General features: G+C 43.2%; 8 protein-coding genes. 7 read left to right on the forward strand and 1 reads right to left on the reverse strand.

Annotation, left to right across the window (positions count from 1 at the left end; all coding sequences use genetic code 11):
• Nucleotides 1-3 precede the first annotated feature (3 nt).
• The 4 genes from FNH22_RS09030 (at nt 4) to FNH22_RS09045 (ending at nt 8,147) form a co-directional block, all read left to right on the forward strand.
• Nucleotides 4-1,422, forward strand: a complete 1,419-nt coding sequence (locus FNH22_RS09030) for a DUF6242 domain-containing protein (protein WP_185154142.1) — start codon at nt 4-6, stop codon at nt 1,420-1,422.
• Between the two features lie 92 nt (nt 1,423-1,514).
• Complete coding sequence (locus FNH22_RS09035; protein WP_143398029.1) at nt 1,515-4,691, forward strand: TonB-dependent receptor; 3,177 nt, start codon at nt 1,515-1,517, stop codon at nt 4,689-4,691.
• A gap of 3 nt (nt 4,692-4,694) precedes the next feature.
• Nucleotides 4,695-6,125 (forward strand): RagB/SusD family nutrient uptake outer membrane protein, encoded by a 1,431-nt coding sequence (locus tag FNH22_RS09040; RefSeq protein WP_143398030.1) that lies wholly within the window; start codon nt 4,695-4,697, stop codon nt 6,123-6,125.
• A gap of 39 nt (nt 6,126-6,164) precedes the next feature.
• Nucleotides 6,165-8,147, forward strand: coding sequence for a thioredoxin family protein (locus tag FNH22_RS09045; protein WP_143398031.1), 1,983 nt, complete (start codon nt 6,165-6,167; stop codon nt 8,145-8,147).
• Nucleotides 8,148-8,272: 125 nt separating this feature from the next.
• Here FNH22_RS09045 and FNH22_RS09050 read toward each other — a convergent pair whose 3' ends face one another.
• The gene (locus FNH22_RS09050; protein WP_143398032.1) at nt 8,273-9,178 is read right to left on the reverse strand and encodes a PorP/SprF family type IX secretion system membrane protein; all 906 of its coding nucleotides are present in this window, start codon (nt 9,176-9,178) and stop codon (nt 8,273-8,275) included.
• Between the two features lie 368 nt (nt 9,179-9,546).
• Here FNH22_RS09050 and FNH22_RS09055 point away from each other — a divergent pair, with 368 nt between their 5' ends.
• The 3 genes from FNH22_RS09055 (at nt 9,547) to FNH22_RS09065 (ending at nt 23,401) form a co-directional block, all read left to right on the forward strand.
• Nucleotides 9,547-12,171, forward strand: coding sequence for a T9SS type A sorting domain-containing protein (locus FNH22_RS09055; protein ID WP_143398033.1), 2,625 nt, complete (start codon nt 9,547-9,549; stop codon nt 12,169-12,171).
• A 68-nt stretch (nt 12,172-12,239) separates the two neighbouring features.
• Nucleotides 12,240-13,877, forward strand: coding sequence for a gliding motility-associated C-terminal domain-containing protein (locus tag FNH22_RS09060; protein ID WP_143398034.1), 1,638 nt, complete (start codon nt 12,240-12,242; stop codon nt 13,875-13,877).
• A 149-nt stretch (nt 13,878-14,026) separates the two neighbouring features.
• Complete coding sequence (locus tag FNH22_RS09065) at nt 14,027-23,401, forward strand: neuraminidase-like domain-containing protein (protein WP_143398035.1); 9,375 nt, start codon at nt 14,027-14,029, stop codon at nt 23,399-23,401.
• Nucleotides 23,402-23,504 lie beyond the last annotated feature (103 nt).

The following is a 23,504-nucleotide window of genomic DNA, read 5'->3' on the forward strand; positions in this document are numbered from 1 at the left end:
GATATGAAGAAACTTTTAACAATCGCTTGTAATTTTGTTGCACTACTTTTACTCACTACCCTCATTTCCTGTTCAGATGATGAAGCACCTCTAAGTAATCTTACCGGTATACTTTCTTATGGTCTCGAAGAATATACGGTGAACTTTGATGTGGATGAATCGTCACTTACCATCGCCAATGTAGGCGCTGATAGCTTACCTTTTGGAACAGATATAACCGCTCTGACCGCAAAATTTGAGGCCATAGATCTTACCACAATAATCGTAAATGGCACAGAACAAATAAGTGGGACCACTGTGAATGACTTTAGCAACCCGGTAACGTATAAGGTGCTGGCAGAAGATGGAGTCACAGAAAAAAATTATGTAGTTACTGTTAATGTTTCCAAAATTGATCCTGAAACTGTATCCTGGAATCAAATCGCAAATGAACAATGGTCGGCCTTTGAAATTACCAGGGCAACTTCGTTCGGAGGTAAACTTTGGGTGTACCTTTTTACCAAAGGCAGTGGTTTTGGCGCAGATCAAATGGAAGCCTACAGTTCTATTGATGGTGGAGAAACCTGGGTGTTAGAAAATGCAGTAGATGACCAGTTTAACTATGCCGATGAAGAGGAAGGCTACCCATTTCCTTATGGTAGAAGCATTGCGCTTACGACTTTTGATAATAAATTATGGTCAATAGCCGGGTTTCTGAAAGGAAGACAAAATGAAGATGGAAGCCTTCCATTTGATGATCCGACAAAAGATGTTTGGAGCTCGGAAGATGGCTTAAACTGGATACGTCACTTTATTGAAGATGGCTTTTCACAACGAGAAGCTGTTTCAGCTCTGACGTTTGATGATAAGTTGTGGGTGATTGGAGGGAATAGTCCGGGATCATTCGGCGCTCTTGGTAGTCCTGTGAATGATGTCTGGAGTTCGTCAAATGGCACAACCTGGACCCAGGTAACAGCAGATGCGGGTTTTGATGCAAGAACAGCTCCGTCAGCAATCGTATTTAATGGTAAAATGTACATCATTGGCGGAGTTGATGCCGGAGGTATATTGCTCAATGATGTATGGAGCTCATCAGACGGAGCATCATGGACCCAGGAAACCGCGGCTGCAGCATTTACCGCCCGAAAATCAGCTGGCGTATTTGCATTTAATGACAAACTGTTTCTAATAGGAGGAGAGGGATCTGACGGGACCGATCCTGTACAATATGCTGATATGTGGGTTTCTGAAGATGGAGCTACGTGGACGGAAGTAGATGTGAATGATCCGTTTGTGTTACCAAGTAACTTTACTGCCAGAAGTAATCATGCCGTATTTGTAGAAGGCAATGAGATCTTTATGATTGGAGGTACCGGGCCTCTCGATGCGGACATGCTTCCCACATACTACACTTCGGTATGGCGCGGTGTTGGGATTGAATAACCCTTCAATTGCTTGAATAACAAGGGGGGCATATGATAGCCCTTCTTTCTTTACCACTTTCCAGGCTGAGATCATTAACTAAACTATAATTAATGAGATATCGGAGCATCATAAGATTTCAAATAATACTAATTGTCTTTTTGGGAGTTCAGGCTGTGCCTTGTTTTTCACAGACTGCTACGAAGAGGTTAACACAAAACCCGATCGAACTTAGGGGCAGGGTAGTGGACGCCGAGGATAAACAACCTGTTCCCGGAGCTACTGTTATGTTAAAAAGCACCAAACAAGGAACGGCATGTGATAGAGATGGTCATTTCTCATTATTGGTCAGCAGCGAAGATTCGGTAATCATCTCCGCGATAGGTTTCACCCCTCTTCAACAACCTGCCAGATTAATTGAAGGGGCTCCTTTGATAGAATTGACGCCTGATATTATGAGTTTGCAGGAGGTGGTGGTAACAGGTTACGGAAGTCAAAAAAAGAAAGAAGTTATAGGCTCCATAAGCTCTGTCAGTGCACGGGAGATAGAAAGTACAACGTCACTTTCCGTTGACAATGCTATTGCGGGTAAAGCAGCAGGAGTCTTGGTTAATTCAAGTTCAGGTGTGCCGGGTTCCGCAACTTCTATTACCATTCGGGGGCTTACATCACTTAGCGGTGACGCCAACAATCCATTGATTGTAATAGATGGCGTGCCGGTATATGGTACCGGTCAGGACCTGAATACAACAAATTTTAGCGAATCAGTTACAGGGGTTATTTCTGTATCGGGAGGAACACGGGTAGCTTCCAGTTTTGACCTCCAGCCTGAATTTGAAAGGAATCCGCTTGCTAATATTAACCCGGCAGACATCGAATCGATAGAAATCCTGAAAGATGCGTATGCAACAGCCATTTATGGTTCACGCGGTGCTGCAGGAGTGGTTTTGATCACGACCAAGAAAGGTAGCCGAGGCCATACGAAATTGGATTTTAGCTACGTAACCGGGGTATTGCAACCTGTTGATACACATGATTTACTCAATAGCGAACAGTATAATGATATTTACAACAAATACTTCAGGCGCGATATAAACACTACACCAAATACGAACTGGCAAGATGAGGTGATCAGGGAACCTGTCGTCAGTGACGTTGGACTTTCTATCTCCGGTGGAGATAAAAGGGGCTCCTATTTTGTCAGTGGAGCTTACACAAGCCAACCCTCCTATATTATTAACCAGGGCTTTGAACGCTATTCCGGAAGAATAAATCTGACCTATAATTCCAGTGAAAAGATCTCCTTTGGAACCAATACGGTAATTACATATACAGATAATCAGGCCCTTAATGCACAGCAGGTTTATTATGATGCTATTTTGAAATCACCAAGTTTACCCGTCCTGGATGAGGAAGGGGAATACTATTTCGACCTGGACGAAACCAATGGTTTGGGGCTTCCTAACGTTAACCCGGTAGCAGTAGCCAACAAAAACATCAACTCACTGGAAGATACCAGGACAGTAAGTACAATATATGCTACAGTGGATTTCTTCGATTGGCTATCCGCGAAATCTGAAGTTGGTATAGATTTATACAACTCCCGGGCGTATAGCCGAAGAGCCGCTGCTCCGGGATTTCTGCCCAATGGCGAAGCGATAGAAACTACTTCACAAAATCGCAAACTGGTGATAAACAATACCGTTACAATTGATCGCCTGTTTAAGGAGTTTCACTATCTCAGCGCCGTGCTTGGACAAAGTTTTGAAACGTCTAATGAACAGGTCACAAGTATTTCGAGTGATAACTTTCCCAATGACAACATTTTAAGCATTGGCGCTACAAATTCCGCCGACAGGCTTGTGCGAGGAGCCATTTCCAGAGAGTGGGCACTGACTTCTTATTTTGCCAGAGTCAATTATCACTATAAAAACAAATATTTAGGTGGCATTACCTATCGCCTCGACGGATCTTCAAGGTTTGCAAAAAACAATCGCTACGTAGGCTTTCCGGCATTTTCTTTAGGATGGAGAATATCCGAAGAAAAATTTATGAAAAACAGAAGCCTTATAAACGACCTGAAACTAAGAAGCAGTCTTGGGTTTTCCGGTATCCAGGGTAGTGGTTTCTCCTCGTATTACGGTTTCCAGGGTCAATATGTATTTTCAAATACGCAATACGGTAATCTTGGAGTATTGGAGGCACAACAACCTCCTAACCCTGATGTGGAATGGCAAAGAACCCAATCAATAGATGTTGGCCTTGATGTATCGCTTTGGGATAGTAAGCTCAATTTTATATTGGATTATTATCACAAAAGGGTAAATAACCTGCTTTTTAGTTCTTCAGTTCCTAACTACCTGGGTTACAGTTCACAGGAGCAAAATCTAGGAGACATGAAAAACGAAGGAATAGAAGTTACAATAAATGCGGAGGTCAGTATTGGGCCAGTTCAATGGGTCTCCAATTTTAATTTGGCCGCCAATAGAAACAAAATTTTAAAATTAAATCAACAAGGACAATTCGTAGGACGGACACCTACCGGAGGGAAATACCTAAAAGAGGGAGAGGCAGCAGGATTGTTTTTTCTCTATCAATGGGAAGGGGTAGACCCATTGACGGGAAATCCCCTTTGGTTAGACGGAGATGGCAACCTTTCAGACAGCCCGCCGGAAAACCGCTGGAGAGTCGATGATAGCCTGGACAGGCATAGGAAAGTGTATGGCTCGAATCAGCCTGATTTCTTTGGTGGATTTAACAATTCATTCATTTATAAGGCGCTTCAACTGGACATGTCCTTTACGTATTCGTATGGAAATAAAATGTTTAATGGCTCCAGGGCTACCTTGCTGACCTATTCTACCGGAGATGGCAGTAATCTTTCTACGGATATTCTTGATTATTGGAAGATTGCCGGACATCAAACCGAAATACCTGCATTAAGAAATAATTCAATCAGATTACCGGAATCTGCAACATCTAATGATGCGACCTATGATTACACAGTGAGTCGGGAATCATCCAGGTTCCTTGAAGACGGATCATTCGTGCGGCTCAAGACAGTACAGTTGTCCTATAATTTTCCACCGGCACTGTTGTCTAAAATGAAAAATGCCGTAAGAAACCTGAAAATATATGTGCGAGGCACTAACCTGTTGACTTTTACCAAATATACGGGGCTGGATCCCGAAGTTAGTGCATTTGGTTCTAATGCGTTAAGTGGGGGAATAGATGAATTAACAATGCCTCAAAGCAGGATTATGCAGGTAGGTATAAACCTGGGTTTATAAGCTATGATTAAGGCATTCAAATTTTTAATATTTACGAGTTGGGTTGTGATGTTGGGTTGTGATAATAAGCTTGATATCAAACCGGAAGACACATTGGTGGAAACAGATGTTTTTGCTGAAGAAGCACTTGCCGAGCGGGCGCTGGGGGAGGCCTATTTACAATTGGCCCGGGCATCGGTCAACACAACATTTACCCTGGCTGATTTCACTACTGATATTACTGAATCTAATGACAATGAGTTTTTCAACAAGTTTATAGACGGGAACCTCAGGCCCCAGGATGAGACGATAGCAGACTTTTGGCTTTCCTATTACTCAGCAATTAATTCAGCAAATGGTCTTATTACAAATATCCCACGTTTTGGCACCTATGATCAGGAGATACAAAGTCAGCATGTAGGTGAAGCTAAATTTGTTCGTGCGTTTGCCTATTTAAAATTACTTTGTTTGTACGGAGAAGGTGCACTAACAAAAAACATGGCTGGGATGGGGCTTCCTTTACAGCTCACACCATTTGCAGGATATAATGAAGACGACGAGCTATTGCCACGATCTACCGTACAGCAGGTGTATGACCAGATTATAAAAGATCTGAAAGAAGCCGCTGAAGCTGTTCCGCAATCGTATGGTACCTCTTCCTCGGCTAACCTCGATAACAGGACAAGAGTCACCAAAGGTGGAGCTCATGCACTTTTATCCAGAACCTACCTTTACATGGGCGATTTTGAAGAGGCCGCTGACTATGCTCAACTGGTGATCGATCAAGTCGATACCTATGAGCTTACACAGGACATAACTGAACTATTTCCGGATAATACAGAAGTGATAGAAACAAATATGACAAAGGAATACATTTTGGGTTATCCCTTTAGCTTCAATCAAATGGGTAGCAATAACGTCTCTTTTTCCTATTACTTCAAGCTTTCGCTTTGGGTGGATGAAAACTTTGTAAACGCTTACCCTCCCGAAGATTTAAGAATAGCCACATTGATCTTTGAAGGCGATACTGAGAATAACCAGCACATTGTGGAGGGCCGCAGAACAACAGCAAAATATTCCCATCCGTTTGGAAGAGACAATGTGCCGATGATACGGCTGGCGGAAGTAATGCTGACACGTGCCGAAGCGCTTGCTCGAACAGGTGGTGTTAATCAGGAATCCATACATCTGTTAAATACTGTACATCAACGATCTAACCCAACGGCTGATGACCTTGTAATGGGAGATTTTGCAGATAGTCAACAGCTCATTGACGAAATATTGAGAGAAAGAAAACTGGAACTGGCCTTCGAAGGTCATGCGCGCTATGATTTGATGAGAACCGATCAACCCTTGAGAAACCCTAATGTATCTCAGGATCATAAAATTTTACCAATACCACAACTGGACATTGATATTAGTAAAGGAGTGATTAAGCAAAACCCTGGCTATTAAAGTGAAACAACAAACCAACTCGTAAATAAAGAAATAATCATGAATAAAATAATGAACGGCAAACTGGTAATAGTATTGATTTTGTGTTTGGCATATGCCGTAAACCTCGAAGCTCAAAAAACGAAGATCAAATTCCAGAAACTCACCTGGGAAGAGGCGATGAAAAAGGCTGAGAAAGAAAAGAAATTCATATTTGTGGATGCTTACAGGCCGTCTTGTGAGTCCTGCGACAAGGCGATCACTGAGGTGTTTACTGTTGATAGCATTGCAACGCTATACAACAAACACTTTGTCAGCATCAGAATAAACATGCACACAGAAGCAGGCAAAGCATTTGCACCAAAACTTCAGATGCTGATGTACCCTGCTTACATATTTTTCTCTGCCGATGGTGAGCAACTGGGGTCTTCCAATTCACATAATTTCGTACAAGACCATGGACAGGCAATGTATCAAGCCCATTTAGCAATAACTCAAGGGAATAACAGACTCAATAATTCCAGGTCTATTCTCTTTGAAGAGATCTCCTGGGAAGCGGTATTGGCCAAATCCAAAAAAGAGAATAAACCCATTTTCATAGATGCTTATACTACATGGTGTCGTCCCTGTATCCAAATGGATCGGAATGTTTTTACCCTTGATAATGTTGCCGATTTTTACAACGAGAACTTTATTAACGTAAAGCTTAATGCTGAAAAGGGTGAAGGCATTGATATCCGGAAAAAGTTTGAAATTAAGGCATATCCGACCTATCTATACTTGGATACGAATGGTGAGTTGGTCAGTAGAACCTCAGGCTATACTGAGGCCAAAGAATTTATTGACTATGGAAAAAATGCACTTAAAGCTTTTACCAATAAGAATGCCGAGGGTAAAGGCATCCAATTCCAACAGGGAACCTGGAAAGATATATTGAAGAAGTCCCGTGTAGAAAATAAACTCATTTTTTTTGATGGCTACACTACCTGGTGTGGCCCATGTAAAACCATGGCCAAAGACGTTTTTACCAATGATACTATCGCTGACTTTTTCAATGAAAATTTCATTAATGTGAAATTTGATATGGAAAAAGGAGAGGGTATCGACCTTAAAAAGCACTATAAGGTCGCTGCATATCCTACTTATATATATATTGATGGCAATGGTAACGAAATACATCGTACGGTAGGATCTACGAGTGTTGAGCAGTTTGCAAAATACGGAGAGGATGCCTTAAGTGAGGACCGAACACTTTCTTACCTGAAAAAACAATATGAAAGTGGGAATCGTGAAGCGGCACTTGTCACGGCTTACCTCAGTGCTTTGAAAGTAGCTTATAATAGAAAAGAGGTGAGTAATGTTGCGGTAGAGTTTTTAGATGGCTTAAAAGGCAAACAACTTCTAACAGAGGGAAATTGGTTAATCATAAAAGATTATCTCAGTGATGCTGAATCCAAATCGTTCGCTTATCTGGTAAATAACAGAAAGAAATTTTACCAGCTATATGACAAAAAGGAAGTAGATGATAAGATATACAATACATATCTAAATACAGTACATAAATATGTGACTTATAACGATGATAAAACCGTCAATTTTGATGAAGATGGCTTCAATAAGTACCTCAAGTCCGTCAACAAGTCAGGAGTCGATAGAAAAGAAAGGATTATTGCTTATTCAACCGTTAATAATTTAGCAAGCAGGCGAGAATGGGCGAGATATGCAGAAGAAATTGATAAAGGACTGGCTAACGGGAACATTGAAAAATCACCGCTGATCTTATACAATTATGCATTAACAATTAAAAGGGTAGAAGAGAGCCCGGAGATCCTGTCAAAAGCAGCTCATTGGGCTAAGCTTGGTGGAGATGTAGAACCCAACAAAGATTACGTTGCCAGGTACTATAACTTACAGGCAGACTTACTTGTCAAAGCAGGTAAGACCGATGAAGCCGCCGCTGCGCGTAGTACCTTTAAGCCGGAAGAACTAGAAAAAGCCAATAAGATGAACCCGATGAAGGCACTAATTATTAAGAAAAAGTAATAGGATAATAACTGCTTAAAACGTGTAAGGATTATTATCTAAATGCATTGGTAAGGGAGATTTAAATCGACCTGAAAATGTACAACATGGCGTGATTAGAGGTTTCCTTACATTGTTTTGTTCAATTACCTGAATCGGTAACCGAGCATTACTTCAAATGAAGCACTGCTTTTTACGCTACTATTTTGGGTTATTAAGTCAGCTGCCAGTCCCAGTCTCAGTGATTGGTCGTTCAATAACCAGGCCCCTGTAATAAAAGAGAGAGCTTCTTCATGCCTATACGATAGTCCGACTTCAACAAGTTTTCGATAATTACCCATGGTATGAAAGGCAAATACATTTTCTGAAGCCTCATTCAGCCATAAGAACCCGGGCGTAAGTGTCCAATCACTGGCCAGAACAATATGATATCCGCCGGTGATCATTGTTACGGGTTTGTCGTGTACATTCACTTCCTCAAAGTCCTGATCCAAAAAGTTAGCATAACTACCTCCCAAATAATACTGCTCGTGGTTGATCCAAAACCCAATGGACAAATTCGGTTGTATTTCGGTGACTCTACCTTCAGATAGTTGCACATCATCAGGATGTTTCACTATAAAATCATTAAAATCCATTTGTTTAGAACGCATTCCGGCTCCTATACCCAATCCAAAGGACCCTTTTTTACTAAAGTAAATGTGATAAGCATAATTGATCCTTACATCGATGGTCCGAAGTGAAGCAGTCTTATCGGCAGAGGCTACCAGACCCAGCCCACCTGCACTGTCTTTAAGTTGTAGCGCAGCTGTAATCAATTGCAACTGGCTTGCCGGTCGATTGTTTGTCTCATTGAAGTTGTCATATCCCGCCCACTGAGAACGATGCATGGCCTGTACATAGGTTTCTGATCCATAACCAGTTGCCGCTCCAGGGCTTATCAATAAGGGTTGTTGCATGTAAGAGCTGATCACCGGGTACTGTTGGGAATAGCAACTAGAAATACCCGCAAAAAAAAGTAACCAGACTATAAATAAAGCATAAAATTTCATGGCTTTACGAATAATTTTGGACTGAAAGATAAAGGATTTATTTATAAAAAAATCAATCCTTTTTTGAGTCTACTTGAAAAGATTTTAAAAAAGTAAGAGAACTTACATTTGGAAATGTTAATAATAAAACAGCTTTTTTACCTACTGAAAATAGTAAGAATCAGGTAATAAGGTTTTTAAGTATTTTAATAGATCTAAGAATCCATGTTTTTATAGTGAAAAGTAAATTCTATATCTGGTAATATTTAGCAAGAAAAAAAAGTTTTTTTAAAAACATTACCCTTGTAATGTTTAATTATCATAATTTTAATATAAAATATTAATTTTATTATGTAAATAATTGATTATCAACCGAATAACTAATTGTCATGAAAACACGGCTACCCCTATTCCTTTTGCTGCCAGTATTCTTATTGGTAGTGGCTCCTCTTAACGCACAAATTAGTGCATCCATACAAGGGATGAAACAAACAACCCTTGATTGTAAAAGTACAGCAACAGTTGATGTGACCTACACGGGTAATTACGTGGCCTCGGCCTTTGGAGGAACGTTAATCATTGATCCATCTACCGGGGATGAAGTCCCTATTCTCGTTACCAACGCCGCTTCTCTGGATGTAAAAACGTCCTTTGGCTCAGGGAAAATATTTGTTTCAGACCCGGGAAATAGCATGATCATCGATTCAGTACAGGTGAATGTGGTAGATCTCAACACACTGGTTGGAAGCATTACACTTGCAGGCGGTGGTAATTGTGTGTCCTCTACTGGTGAATTTAGCCTGACTGTTCCAGTGGATCCAAGAGCAATTGGAGATGTAGAATATAGCTGGGCGGTAGTGCGTGGAAGGGAACATACCAGCATCGATGCCACAACCCGCAACAGCCAAACGGTCACACTCAATTCTTTGAACGCCGGTACCTCATTGATTCGTGTTACAGTGACGAATGATTGTTCGGGTGAGTTTTGCGCATCTCCTGCTCGCTTTTTTACAGTGCGCAAGACCCTTTCAGTTGATGAGCGTAATGCGATCGCCATAACAGGCGCAGAATGTACCAGCGATGATGTTCTCGGCGAAGATAATTTAATTGTGCTATCGGTTCCCCCTGTATTAGGACGTTGGGATCCCGGACAATATCAGTGGATCTTCCCGCAAGACAAATTACAACAGGAGTTCCGCAGTGGTGATGGTAGTGCCATCGCTTTTAAAGTATTGGATAATTCGGCAAATATCACGGTATCTTTGAACCTGGGCTCTGCCTGCAATCCGGGTCTTACCTATACTAAAGTACTTAGAGCGCCTGCACCAGTGCCTCAATTTGCCTCCAGTACCTTTTGTGTCAGTGAGGCACCAGGAACACAAGAGGTATTTACAGTGGCTAATAGCGCTCCCGGGTTTGCTTATAACTGGATATTACCCCAAAATTGGGTGATCATTTCTTCTCCCAGCGTAGATTCTACACAGGTGACTGTCCAATTCAATAACAGCAGTACAGGAAATATCACTGTAGTGTCATCTAACCAGGGGTGTGGCTCTGAATTCAAACCTATACAGGTGAATAGGTTCCCTATTGCTGCACCCAATATTGTTGGACCAACCTGTGTGACATTTGAAGATACCCAGGAACTTACCTATAATGTACAGGGGGGCGATAATACCTATACCTGGGAAATACTCCCGGCAAGTGCAGGATGGGTTCTTTCTGACAATCAGCTCACTCAAAATGGACCTACGATCAAAATTGTTCCATCGTTTGCGAGCATCCCAGCTGACGGACACGTGACTATTCGCGCTACCATAGATGGGAATTGCGGAGGTAGCAGTATATTAAGTGAGCTAGTTGTGAGCATTGGCCCTGATGCACCCCCGATGATTATAGGGGATGAATGTGTTGTAGACCCAATGCCAAATGTTATATTTTCTATAAACCCTGTAGATAGGGCTACAGGTTATACCTGGGAAACTCCAGCTTCTTGGTCCAGGGTCAATGTGAGTGGAACACAGGCCGAAATAAATACGAATGGACATTCCGGAATCATCAAAGTGAATGCTTTAGGTTGTGCACCTGATATAGTCAGTGATACCACATCTTTGACCGTTAATGTCGCGCCAGCTGCGCCGGGAGCGATAGATTTTTATGTGAATGGAGATCCTGCCAATGACTGTATTGTAAAAGGTTCTCCACAAAACGTTACATTTACCATCCCTTCAGCGGTGTCAGGAGCTACAAGTTACATCTGGTCCTTTCCATCCGGTTGGAATCCTCAATCACTTACTACAGTTGATGGTACAATACTTGAGGCAAATGTAACCTCAGATAATTCTTCCGCGGGTTCGGTTTCTGTTGTAGCCAATGGAGTAGCCTCTTGTTCAAGCATGCCTGCTACTTTGGACGTCATCCGATCCGGATTGGATTTTTGTGTAACCTCGAGTTTACTTTTTGGTACTTTTTATGCATATGAAGTGAAAAACCTTTCTGAGGACGCTACCTTTTATTACTGGGAAAATGAAAATGGTGAATATATTGCAGACGGAGTTACCACAAACATGGTGGCCACTAATACTCAGGGGATTTCATCTATAAAAGTCAGTATTACGGATTTAGCGGGTTGCATTACTTCACTGGATATACCGGTAACCGCACCATCTACCGAAACTGCTCCTGGGGTGTGTTCACTACCACCAGTACCAGCACCAATTAATGCCAGGGGAACTTCCTTTGAAAATAATTTATCAGGTTCTTCATCCGATCAAAACAGTTTAATGATATTTCCAAACCCTGTTGAAGATGGAATACTCAACATTACCATGCCTTTTGATTGGGAAAATGTGTCTTTTCAAATATATAGCCCCCAGGGTAAGTTGCTAACTGTGATTAATGATTTTAAAGCGAGTCAGGCGACTTTAGATATGTCAGGATATACAAGTGGTACTTATCATGCAATCATAAACTCTTCCAAAGGAATGATGCATAAAAGGATATTCGTTAAATGATATAAATAATTCCATTAATTCCTGTTAAAATTGACAGGAATTAATGGATTATTCAACCCCCAATAAACATGAATCTTAATATCAAACTTTTTTTTCTTGTTTTATCTATAACCATAATCAATTGTCCTAATAACTACGGGCAAGTTCTGGAAAAAGACTCATTGGCTCTCGTAGCTCTGTATGATTCAACTGGAGGGGAAAGTTGGGTGGCTAATACCAATTGGAAACAAGGTCCGGTGAATACATGGAATGGAATCACCACAGTGAATGACCGGGTTACAGAAATCTCGTTGCCATCTAACAATTTACAGGGAAGAATACCTTCCAGATTGGGTGAACTTGATTCTCTTAAAGATTTGGAGCTAAATATCAATGCATTAAGTGGTGAAATCCCTATTGAGCTAGCTGATTTATCGGTATTGGAAGTCTTGAACTTTTTCAACAATGAATTACAAGGCGAGGTACCCAAAGCATTAGAGAGCCTCTCAAAGTTAACCTTACTAGCTTTAGGTCAAAACAAACTGAAAGGGGAACTACCGTCCAACCTGTTATCGGAACCTCCATTTATTGGCGGAGACCGTATATTATCACTTTCTGATAATTCATTAACCAGTCTGCCGAATTTATCAATGATAGAAAGTTTAAATGTTTTTGCTGAAAATAATTTTCTCACATTTGAACATATAGAGCCTAATCTTATCATAAGGGATCGGGGCCAGGTCTTCACTTATACTCCGCAAAAGCCCGTTCATGATTCTATTGATGTTTCGGTAGGGACAAACGCTCGTTTAGTGCTGAATGCCCTGGTAGGAGGCAGTGCAAACCGTTATCAATGGTATAAAGACGGTGAAATGATTTTAGGAGCGACAAGCTCAACATTAACGTTAAATAACATATCCTCCGCGGATGCAGGTAGGTATACCACAGTCATTACCAGTGATATTGTAACTGATCTCACCCTCGAGCGGTATCCAATAAAGGTCAATGTTTTGGATCGTCCAGTGACTGCTTTTTGCGAACGAACAACGCTTGATGCAACCGTAGAGGATCCCAATGCCACCTACACATGGAGCACAGGTGCAACAATACCGTTGATCGAAATAACGGAACCTGGAACATACAGTGTCACTATTGAAACAGCCAGTTCTGTCGTTGAAGAGCAATATGTTGCCGAATTAGCACTTGCCGATATAGTCCCGGGAGTAGATGTAATCTTTCAGGTACGTGTCAATGAGCAGGACCTGGCTCCAGAACAGGCATTATTGGTGGGAGGGCCTGTGCAATTTAGAAACACCTCACAAGCAGGTAACGACTTTCGTTGGGATTTTGGTGATGGAGGAAGCTCCGAGCAAGCAAACCCAATACACAGTTTTCAACTTCCGGGAAGATACGTCGTTGGTCTTAGTGCACAGGATGACAAGGGATGCGACGTTGTGTATCAACAGGAAGTACAGATCCAGGAGTTATTTGTCACTAATGCCATTACACCTAACGGTGATGGAGATAACGACCGACTGTATGTTGAGCCTTTTTTGTATCCGGCTAGTTTGCGAGTGATAAACCGTTGGGGACAAGAGGTTTATTACGCTGAGAATTATAAGGATGATTTCGATGGCACTAGCCTTCAAGCCGGAGTGTATTTCTACGAGCTGGTGATAGAAGGAACCCGCCAAAAGCTAACAGGCAATGTTAGCATTGTTAAATAAAATTTTATACAAGGAAAGCCGCTGATCACAGAATAGGACATCGATATTTTAATTGTTCTAGCTCTTCTTAAATAAAAGCCCTGCTGTTGTATTTATAACTTTAAAAGTTATAAAGTGAAATCAATTATTTATATAAATACATTATAAATATGCCTAATTATATTTTTGTTGGTAATCTGAAAAACAGTGTCACGCAAGAACCACTTGCGAGTTATCAGGTTGAGTTATGGGATAGAGAACCGGATATTGACTTATACCTGGGAATTGATGATACCGATGCAACCGGAACTTTCGAAATTGAGGTTACAGGAGCTACATATGATAAGATAATAAGTTCTTTTTCACCTTATTTTAAGATTTTTTCTGGAGGAGTCCTGGTCGAGAATACGAAAGACAGTTCCACGCAAATCCCTGGTGCCAATATCAACGTTACGCCAGTAAGCTTTGATCCAATTGACCCTGTAGATCCTCCTCTCACGGATTACACCGTCTCCGGCGCCATTGTAGAGGTAGACGGTAGTCCGGCCACAGGCAACCTGGAGGTTAGAGCCTATGACCGTAGTCTGGGACAGGAGAAGCTTTTAGGACAGGTAACACCGGCTGTAGATGGGAGCTACACCATCGAATATACTATCAATGATCTTAGTGACCCAACCAAAGATGCCCCGGACCTCCTGATCAATGTCGTAGACCTGGACGCCACCGATCCCACTGAACCTCTAGCGGAATCACCTGTGATATCCAATGCATTAAACGAAGAAAGCATAAATCTGGTGGTGGGAGAGGGTGAGTATAAAGGTCCGAGCGAATACCAGTCACTCGATAATACACTGGCAACACAGACGGCCAGCCTTGACCTCGCCAATATTCCGGAAAAAGAAGTCACTTTAATGGCAGGGAAAAATGATATCACGGTAGAATGGGTCGATTTTTACCTGAAGGCACGTTACTTTTCAAGCCTCACTAGTATTGATGCCGAGGTATTTTACGGGTTAATGCGACGGGAACAACCGGACAACCTCCAGGGGCTACTTTCACAGGAACGGGAGACACTGAGGGTAGAGCTGGAAGCTGCTGCAGAGGATAATGTGATCAACGCTAACAGTATCAATGGTATAGAAATACTACTGGATGAATTAGAAGCCCAGGTAGTAGAGCAGGCGCTTAACGAAACCCAGTTGCCAGCGGGAGAGGGGTCGCTGGCTAAAGTGGCAAATGCAGCAGGGCTAAATGCCACCGTCACCAGGGCCTTTCTGGACGCCGCTGCGGCGAATAGCAATCTACCCTCCAGTGAATTCTGGCAGCATGTGAGGGATAACGCGCTGCTGGCTGAGACTGATATCGAAAAAATACAGCTAAACCTGAAGTTGAGCGCTGTAAGCCTGAACAATATGGCTTTGACTAGCGCCCTGCAATCTCGTCCTGATGTTAATGATGCTGGTGACCTGGCGGAACTTTCCGACAGTGACTGGGATGATTTGACAACCAATAACCAAACAGAAATACCCGAGAGTATTGCCGGTGATACTCCAGAAGAACGACGCTTTAATTATGCTACGCTGGTTAAAAGGGTAGTGGAAAATGCCTTTCCTACACGGGTACTGGCCCGTAAAATAAGAGTGGGTACTGACATTAATGACACCGATACAGATACGTTTTTTACAAACAACCCTGAGTTTGAATTTCGTAAAAACACGGTAACTGATTTCCTGAAGAAAAAGCCCACTGCCTTAGACGGAATTACAGAACCTGTTGCTTTCCGTAAAAAGCTGGAAGGCTACCAGCGCACCTTTAGGATATCACCACCAACAGCTCGATACGACAGTTTCAAAACATTATACAACAATAATGTTCGTAGTGCCTGGGATGTCAAGAGATTAGGAAAGAATCGATTTATCAAACAGTTTTCAGGCCCTTTGGGAGGTGAAGATGTAGCTAAACAAACCTATCGCAGGGCAGCTGGTGTATCTTCAAAATCAATTGTCCTGTATAGCCGTTTTGCCTCACGGTTCAATCGTCTTCCAACAGCGGTTTTTAATGCTGATATCACAAGTGAAACGGGGTCTGAGAATGATGAATTATTACAGATCCCTAACTTAACCACACTCTTTGATTCACAGGATTTCTGTGCCTGTAAGCACTGCCGTTCCGTACTAAGTCCGGCGGCATTTCTGGTAGACTTATTCCAATACCTTAAAGAAGGTGATCATACCGATGGTAGTACGGCGTTAGATAAGCTTAAGATACGTCGCCCGGATCTAACAGGAATTTTACTGGGTTGTGAAAATACAAACACTGAGCTTCCATATATTGACTTAGTGAATGAGTTACTGGAGGAATTAGTGAGTCCAACAGGAGTAGCCAGGCAGACTACCTGGGACACCTCTACCTTGAGGGCGCAACCTGAACATCTTAATGTTGCTGCATATGATGCCACTGCCAATGTGGTGTTCCCCATTTCCTTACCCTTTAACCTTTGGAATGCAGAAGGGGCTACTTATCTAAAACATCTTAGCGTTGAACGCTTCCTGTTAACAGAAGTATTCACCCCCCTACAGACAGCCAACCGTGCCAGGGATATTGCTTTAGTGCATTTAGGCATGAGCGGTCTGGATTTTCAGGTGTTCGAAACTCCTGCTGCGAACGCTTTTCAATTGTACGGATTGAGCGTTGTTGGCGACTTGCCTCAATTGCAGTCGGTGGAAAACCTTCTGGATAAGTTACAGATAACCTATCCGGAATTGGTGGAATGGATGAAGACCCGCCTGGTCAACCCTGATCAAAAAACCATAAGTTTTAGTGGTGATAATTGCGCCTTGCAGGAAGCTACCTTAACGCTGGATAATGACGAGTACGGTGCTTTGAATCGTTATGAGAGGGTAGCACGTAAGAGTGGCTGGTCTTCTGCAGAGCTTGATATGGCAGTAGCGTTGTTTGGAGAGCAGGACCGTGCCGACCTGTTGATACATCTGTCCGGATTAATACGGCTACAAAAGGCTTTCAAGCTTAAGGCTGCTGAACTGTTGGTATGGCACGGTACTATCGATACTTACCGTTATGGTGATAAGGACAGTTTCTATGCCACTCTGTTCCTGAATCCAGCCCTGCATAATGGCGATGTTGATACTTTGGAGGCATTTGCACTTAACCCAACCGGTACCGAAGTACAGGGGACGACGCGTTCATTTTTTGAAGAATCCATCGCGGCAGTAACTTCAGCTGCAACATCACTTAAAAGTGATGAATTGACTGTATTAGTCAATCAGGTACTCCCGAATAATCAATTGAGTTTAGCTCATCTTTCATACCTGTACCGAATAGCCAGATTTTGCCGCGCCAATAGACTTACAGTACAGGATTACCTTGTTGTTACTGCGGTATTAGGAGAGACAGGGCTGGCGGTTCCAGGCTCAGATAGCACTCCCGCTCTGATATTGTCTTTTATAAACCAGGTACAGGCATTACGGGATGCTAAGCTAAGCTGGGGAGAACAAGCATATCTTCATTTGCATCAAAACCAGGCCAATATTGCCGGTACTTCTGAGACGGCTATTGCTGAAACGTTACATACGTTGCAAAACGAACTCCGGAAATACAGCCTGCCTGCAGACACCAACGGAAGTGATGTATTGCTCCAATTGAGGATAGGTATCACCAAACTTTATGATGAAGCAACAGGCCTGGAAGCACAGGCCATTGTAGAAGGTGCCTCTGGTCTGTCTGAAGTTGATCAGCAAGCGTTTATCGATACCTATTTTGCCGACTTTGCCGATACGACTAGTGTGAAAGGGCAATTAGTAGGTACGGGTGCATTGACGGATCAGGACCAGCGGGCCAGGTTGGTTACTGCTCCATTGCTGGCTTACCTGTCCAGAACAACACTTTATCAACGTTTAACCAATGTACTAGATATCTCGGAAGCCATGGTTATCTCCCTTTTGGAGAACTATACTACTGATCCTTTGGATAGCAGTCGAAAAGCCGTTGCAGTATTCCTGGACGATGCCTTTGTATTGGGAGCGGGAGAGACGTCTATTGTAACCCAGGCAGCAGCATTTAAAACCTATGAGCGACTGATCAAAGCTGGTTTTATAGTAAAAAGATTACGACTGGGTGAAGATGAAGCCGCTTACTTATTGGCTAATAGTGGTACTGCCGGGTGGACCGATTTTGCCAATTTATCTGTAGAAACAGCACAAAAGTTAACTCCTGTGCAGGCACAGGCATGGTTGTCATTGCTGGAAGTCGTTCGGTTACAGCGAACGGTAATTAAGCCAGGCTTTCAGTTAACTGACTTACTGGCCTTTGCTCAAAAAACAGGTACAACTCTTCCTGAACTTGCTCGTGAAGTATCCAAAGCTACGGAATGGGAAGTAGAAGACGTAACGTTTCTGCTGGACAGTGGTGGATACGGGTATAATCTCCCCTCAGATTTTGCCAATACGGTGTGGATGGCTCAGTTGGAAAAAGCTTTTGCCTTACTACGTAAAACAGGAGCTTCTGCCGCACAGGCCTGGGGGTTGACCGGTATTGACCTGGCCCAGGGACAGGCCAACGTTATTCGCAATCTGGCCAAGGCACGTTATGATACCAATGAGCGGTGGTTGCAAGTGGCGCCGGGAGTACGCGACCCACTCAGAATACAGCAAAGGGATGCTTTGCGTGATTATATCCTGGCAGCAGATGATAGATTTAAGGATACCAATGACCTTTTTGCTTATTACCTGATGGATACGGAGATGGCTCCTTGTATGATCACTTCCAGGGTCAAACTGGCCATTAGCAGCGTACAATTATGGGTGCAACGTATCCAAATGAACCTGGAGCCGGGGCTATCCTATGATGCAGAGACTTCCAGGCAATGGAAGTGGCGTAAAAACTATCGTGTATGGGAAGCCAATCGTAAAGTATTCCTATTTCCTGAAAACTGGATAGAACCTGAGTTACGCGATGATAAGTCGGTTTTCTTTACAGAACTGGAAAATTTTCTTCAACAATCCGAGGTCACATCAGAATTAATAGAGGGAGCCTACCTGGAATACCTGGATAAACTGCATGAAGTGGCGCACCTGGAAGTAGTCTCTACCTTCCAGGATGAAGAGAATCAGGAATTTCACGTGATGGCCCGTACCTATGCAGTACCTCATGTTTACTATTATCGAAAGCAGATCCAAGCCGGCGAATGGACAGCCTGGGAAAGGGTAGGGCTGGAAATAGAAAGTGACCATTTTGTGCTGGTACGTCACAATCGACGGCTTTACTTCTTTTGGGCAACGATGGATCTGTCAGCTGAGGAACCGGACAGTGCTGATTTAAAAGTAACCACTTCTACAGATCAAAAGACCAGTAGAAACCCTGACTTCCGTTACAATATTCGCTTGGGATGGAGTGAGCAACGTAATGGACAGTGGTTAAGTCCTCAATCTACCAAAGAGTCTATGGAGAGTGCTTACCCTGATATCGAAAAGCACTTCTTAATGTCTGATAACTCCGGAGGTACATTGCGGGTGGATGTAGTATATGCCAGACAGGTCAATTCCCGTAACACCTTCAGCACCCGGTACGGAACAGGGTCTTCAGTAAATAGTCGTTCTTCTGCTAATTCTTCCATCGATTTTTATGATCTGCAGGGGTGGGTGCTCAACGACAGTACGAATTCATTGGAATATGATGGAGTGAGAAGCCCGCAGCGCATAGGGTTAGAATTACCAATCCCGCGAAATGGAGAAATTGCATTCACCAAATTCCGTGAAGCCGGTAATACGGATCGCCTGGAGTTACCTCGTTCCGGGAATTCATCCAACCTGGAAAAATATGCACAGACGATATTGCGCAAAACACCAGGCACCTTCCAGGTAACGTTGAGCCATCAATATGATTCACGCTTGGTAGAATCTCCATTCTTTTATTCGGACGGTTCAAGAACATTCTTTGTTAATCCTACCGAAGATACAGAGGATTTTGTATCGGAACCACAGCCTTCTATTACGAAGATCGAATATGTTCCCGTACCAAAGATCAAACTTGTGCCTATCTATAAGTATCGACCTACCCCCCAAATTATCCAGCCTCGCAGGTCGTATATCCCGCCTTCTCCTATCCGACCCAGAGGGATCAATAATTTTTACCAGGGCAGGAATGGCAGCAGCACCATCAGACGTTTGAATTTTCAGCTGGCTCAACCATCAAATGAACTGTTTGCCAGTAATGCTGCTGCCGGCCTGATATCAAGCACTGCTGCTCTCACTAGCTTTAGCAGTCGTTCACTTCGGGTGTTGCCTAATTACGATGACTTCCTCTTTGACGATGTAAGGCGAATTAACCCTCCAAGAACGCGCTATGTTGATCGATATATCCAGGAAAAGATATGGAGACGGGAGAGAAGAACAGTCACCATTAAAGTTCCTCCAAAACGCATCACATTAAAGGGGCAAAAATTCAGGTTTTATTCTTTCTATCATCCTTATACTCTTAGCTTCCTGAAGCAGGTGAATAAATTTGGAGCTGCAGGCTTGTTAGACCCGGTACCGGATGGAGATGCCGCTGATCTGCGTGTTCAACAGCGGCAAAAAAATGACTTTTCGTCCACTTATCTCCCGGATAGAAAAGTGGTAGACAGCAACTATCCAAAGGAAAATATAGATTTTGCTTACGACGGACCTTATGGCCTGTACAATTGGGAGTTGTTTTTCCATGCGCCGTTAATGCTGGCCACTGAACTTAGCAAAAACCAGCAATTTGAAGAAGCGCAAACCTGGTTTCACTACATCTTTGACCCCACTCAGACGGAAGGACCTGCTCCACAGAGGTATTGGCGTGTCAAACCGTTCCATGAGTTTGCCGGTGCCAAACAATCGGCTGAGTTACTCAAGCTGCTGAATGAGGGTGACATCCTATTGGAAAAGCAAGTGGAACAATGGGAAAAATTTCCTTTCAAACCACATTTAATTGCACGAATGAGAGTGGTAGCATACATGAAGACCACGGTGATGAAATACCTGGACAACCTGATTGCATGGGGTGATAACCTCTTCCGTCGCGATACGATAGAGTCAATTAATGAAGCATCCCAAGTTTACTTACTGGCGGCGCAAATATTGGGTAGGCGACCTGTGGAAGTGGAAAAAGGAGATGCTACCATCCGCTCTTACGATGAGCTTGAAAATAACCTTGATGACTTCTCTAATGGCTTGGTTGATCTGGAGAGTGAACTTCGATTGGAGGATGAAGGTAATGAGAACGAAGAAGATGAACAAGTCAATGTACTGAACTCTATGTTGTTTTTCTGTGTCCCTAACAATGACAAGATGCTGCACTATTGGGACACAGTGGGGGATCGGCTTTTTAAGATACGTAACTGCCAGAACATAGAAGGAGTTACCCGACAACTAAGCCTGTTTGCCCCTCCGATTGATCCGGCATTATTGGTTCGTGCAGCAGCAGCAGGGGTCGATTTGGGTACGGCACTACAGGACCTGAATGCACCTTTACCGCTCTATCGCTTTGACTATATGCTGCAACGAGCGTATGATTTCTGTAACGAGGTAAAATCATTAGGGACGTCCCTTTTGTCCTCTTTGGAGAAAAAAGATGCGGAAGAACTCTCTTTATTGCGAGCCGGACATCAGGTACAATTATTGAAAGCCATACGTAATGTACGTGAAAAGGCAATTGATGAAGCCAAAGAGTCATTAGATAGCTTGAAGAAAGCAAAAGAGTTGGCTCAGATTCGGGAAGCGTACTATGCAGGTAGGGAGTATATGAACAACAAAGAGCAGCAGCAATTGAAAAAGATGGAAGCCGCAGTTGTATTGCAAACTATAGGTTCGGGAATAGAAGCTTTGGCTGGAGGTTTGGCGTTAATTCCTGATGCAGAAGTAGGAGTAGCCGGTGCTTTTGGCAGCCCTTTTATCACAGCTAAATTCGGTGGTGAAAAGGCAAGTACTGCAGTCGGTTTTGCTGCACGTGTACTTCATGCGCTTTCAGCCATTGAATCTTTCGGTGCTTCCAAAGCGGGAATCCTTGGAGGCTATGACCGCCGTCGTGACGATTGGGAGTTGCAAACTGACCTGGCGGAAACAGAAATAGAACAGATCGATAAGCAAATACTGGCGGCAGAGATACGCCTTGCCATGGCTGAGCGCGAACTGGAAAATCATGAATTACAGACCCGGCAGGCCCAGGAAGAAGCAGATTTTATGGAAGATAAATATACCAACTGGCAATTGTACAGCTGGATGGTGACTCAATTGGGTAGTGTTTATTTCCAGACCTTCCAGATGGCCTATGACATGGCTAAGAAGGCTGAGCGAAATTTGCAATTTGAATTGGCTGTTGAAAACACGAACTATATCCGTTTCGGCTACTGGGACAGTCTGAAAAAAGGTCTGCTGGCAGGAGAGCAGCTTCAAAAAGATTTACGTCGCCTGGAAATGGCCTACCTGGAGCAGAATCGTCGGGAATACGAACTCACTAAGCATGTAGCGATCAGCATGGTAAATGCCCAGGCTCTGGCTAACCTGAGGGAGACTGGCACATGTGAGGTAATGTTGCCCGAGGTGCTGTTTGATATGGATTATCCAGGTCAATATATGCGTCGCTTGAAAGGAGTAAGTATATCAATTCCCTGTGTGACAGCTCCCTATACGAATGTGAGTTGTCAGTTGACCTTGCTCAGCAGCCGTGTGCGGAAGAGCCAGCAGACTAGTGAAGGATATGCTTATACCGGTGTGGAAGATGATCGTTTTATCCACTACCTTAGTAGTACCCAGGGCATTGCCACTAGTAGTGCGCAACGTGATTCAGGGCTATTCGAATTCAATTTCCGCGATGAACGGTACCTGCCCTTCGAACGAATGGGGGCAGTCAGCCGATGGCGCATTACACTTCCGGATGATTACCGTCAATTTGATTATGACACAATTTCCGATGTCATTTTGCACCTGAACTACACCGCACGTGATGGTGGAGAGCCGTTGAAAACGGCAGCTTCTCAAAACTTGCAGCAAGGGCTCAATCTGATCCTGGATGAACTCTCAAACACTGATACAGGCCTACAGCGTCTCTTCAGCTTTGAAAGAGAGTTTCCAAATCAATTGCATGGCCTCCTGACCGGTGATACGTATGCAACAAATTTCGAAATCATGGACAGGCATTTGCCACGATATTTGTATCAAAAAGCGTTAATGGCAAATGAAGCAGTGGTCATGTTGCGATTAAAAGCGGCGTATCAGGATCAGGATGTAAGCAGCCTACAGGCGAGGTTGTATAGAGAAGGTGATACTGCCGTGGCTTACACTCCTTTATTAACGACAGGAAATGAGGATTACGGTAAGCTACCTTATGCTACATTTTCCTTAAACGGTGTACCGCAAGGCAAATGGATCATAGAACTGGACCCAACGTCAGTAGCCAGTTTGCCTGAGGCTTTACGAAAAAAGGATGTAGAAGGTGTCGCTACCAATGCGCTCGACCCTGATGTAGTAGACGATTGGTACGTATTACTGGGCTTTACATTGGTTTGATCTAATAGCTTAGACACACGAACCGAACCTGGTATTGATTTCTTCCACATCTATTTTTATGGAAGGGCTTACTACCAGGTGGTTTGGTGTGGATATAGTTTCA

Source organism: Fulvivirga sp. M361 (genome assembly GCF_007097395.1).
In the GTDB taxonomy this organism is placed as follows: domain Bacteria; phylum Bacteroidota; class Bacteroidia; order Cytophagales; family Cyclobacteriaceae; genus Fulvivirga.

Coding starts and splice junctions, on each gene's coding strand:
- FNH22_RS09030 (WP_185154142.1), top strand. CDS start 4: ATGAAGAAACTTTTAACAATCGCTTGTAATTTTGTTGCACTACTTTTA.
- FNH22_RS09035 (WP_143398029.1), top strand. CDS start 1,515: ATGAGATATCGGAGCATCATAAGATTTCAAATAATACTAATTGTCTTT.
- FNH22_RS09040 (WP_143398030.1), top strand. CDS start 4,695: ATGATTAAGGCATTCAAATTTTTAATATTTACGAGTTGGGTTGTGATG.
- FNH22_RS09045 (WP_143398031.1), top strand. CDS start 6,165: ATGAATAAAATAATGAACGGCAAACTGGTAATAGTATTGATTTTGTGT.
- FNH22_RS09050 (WP_143398032.1), bottom strand. CDS start 9,178: ATGAAATTTTATGCTTTATTTATAGTCTGGTTACTTTTTTTTGCGGGT.
- FNH22_RS09055 (WP_143398033.1), top strand. CDS start 9,547: ATGAAAACACGGCTACCCCTATTCCTTTTGCTGCCAGTATTCTTATTG.
- FNH22_RS09060 (WP_143398034.1), top strand. CDS start 12,240: ATGAATCTTAATATCAAACTTTTTTTTCTTGTTTTATCTATAACCATA.
- FNH22_RS09065 (WP_143398035.1), top strand. CDS start 14,027: ATGCCTAATTATATTTTTGTTGGTAATCTGAAAAACAGTGTCACGCAA.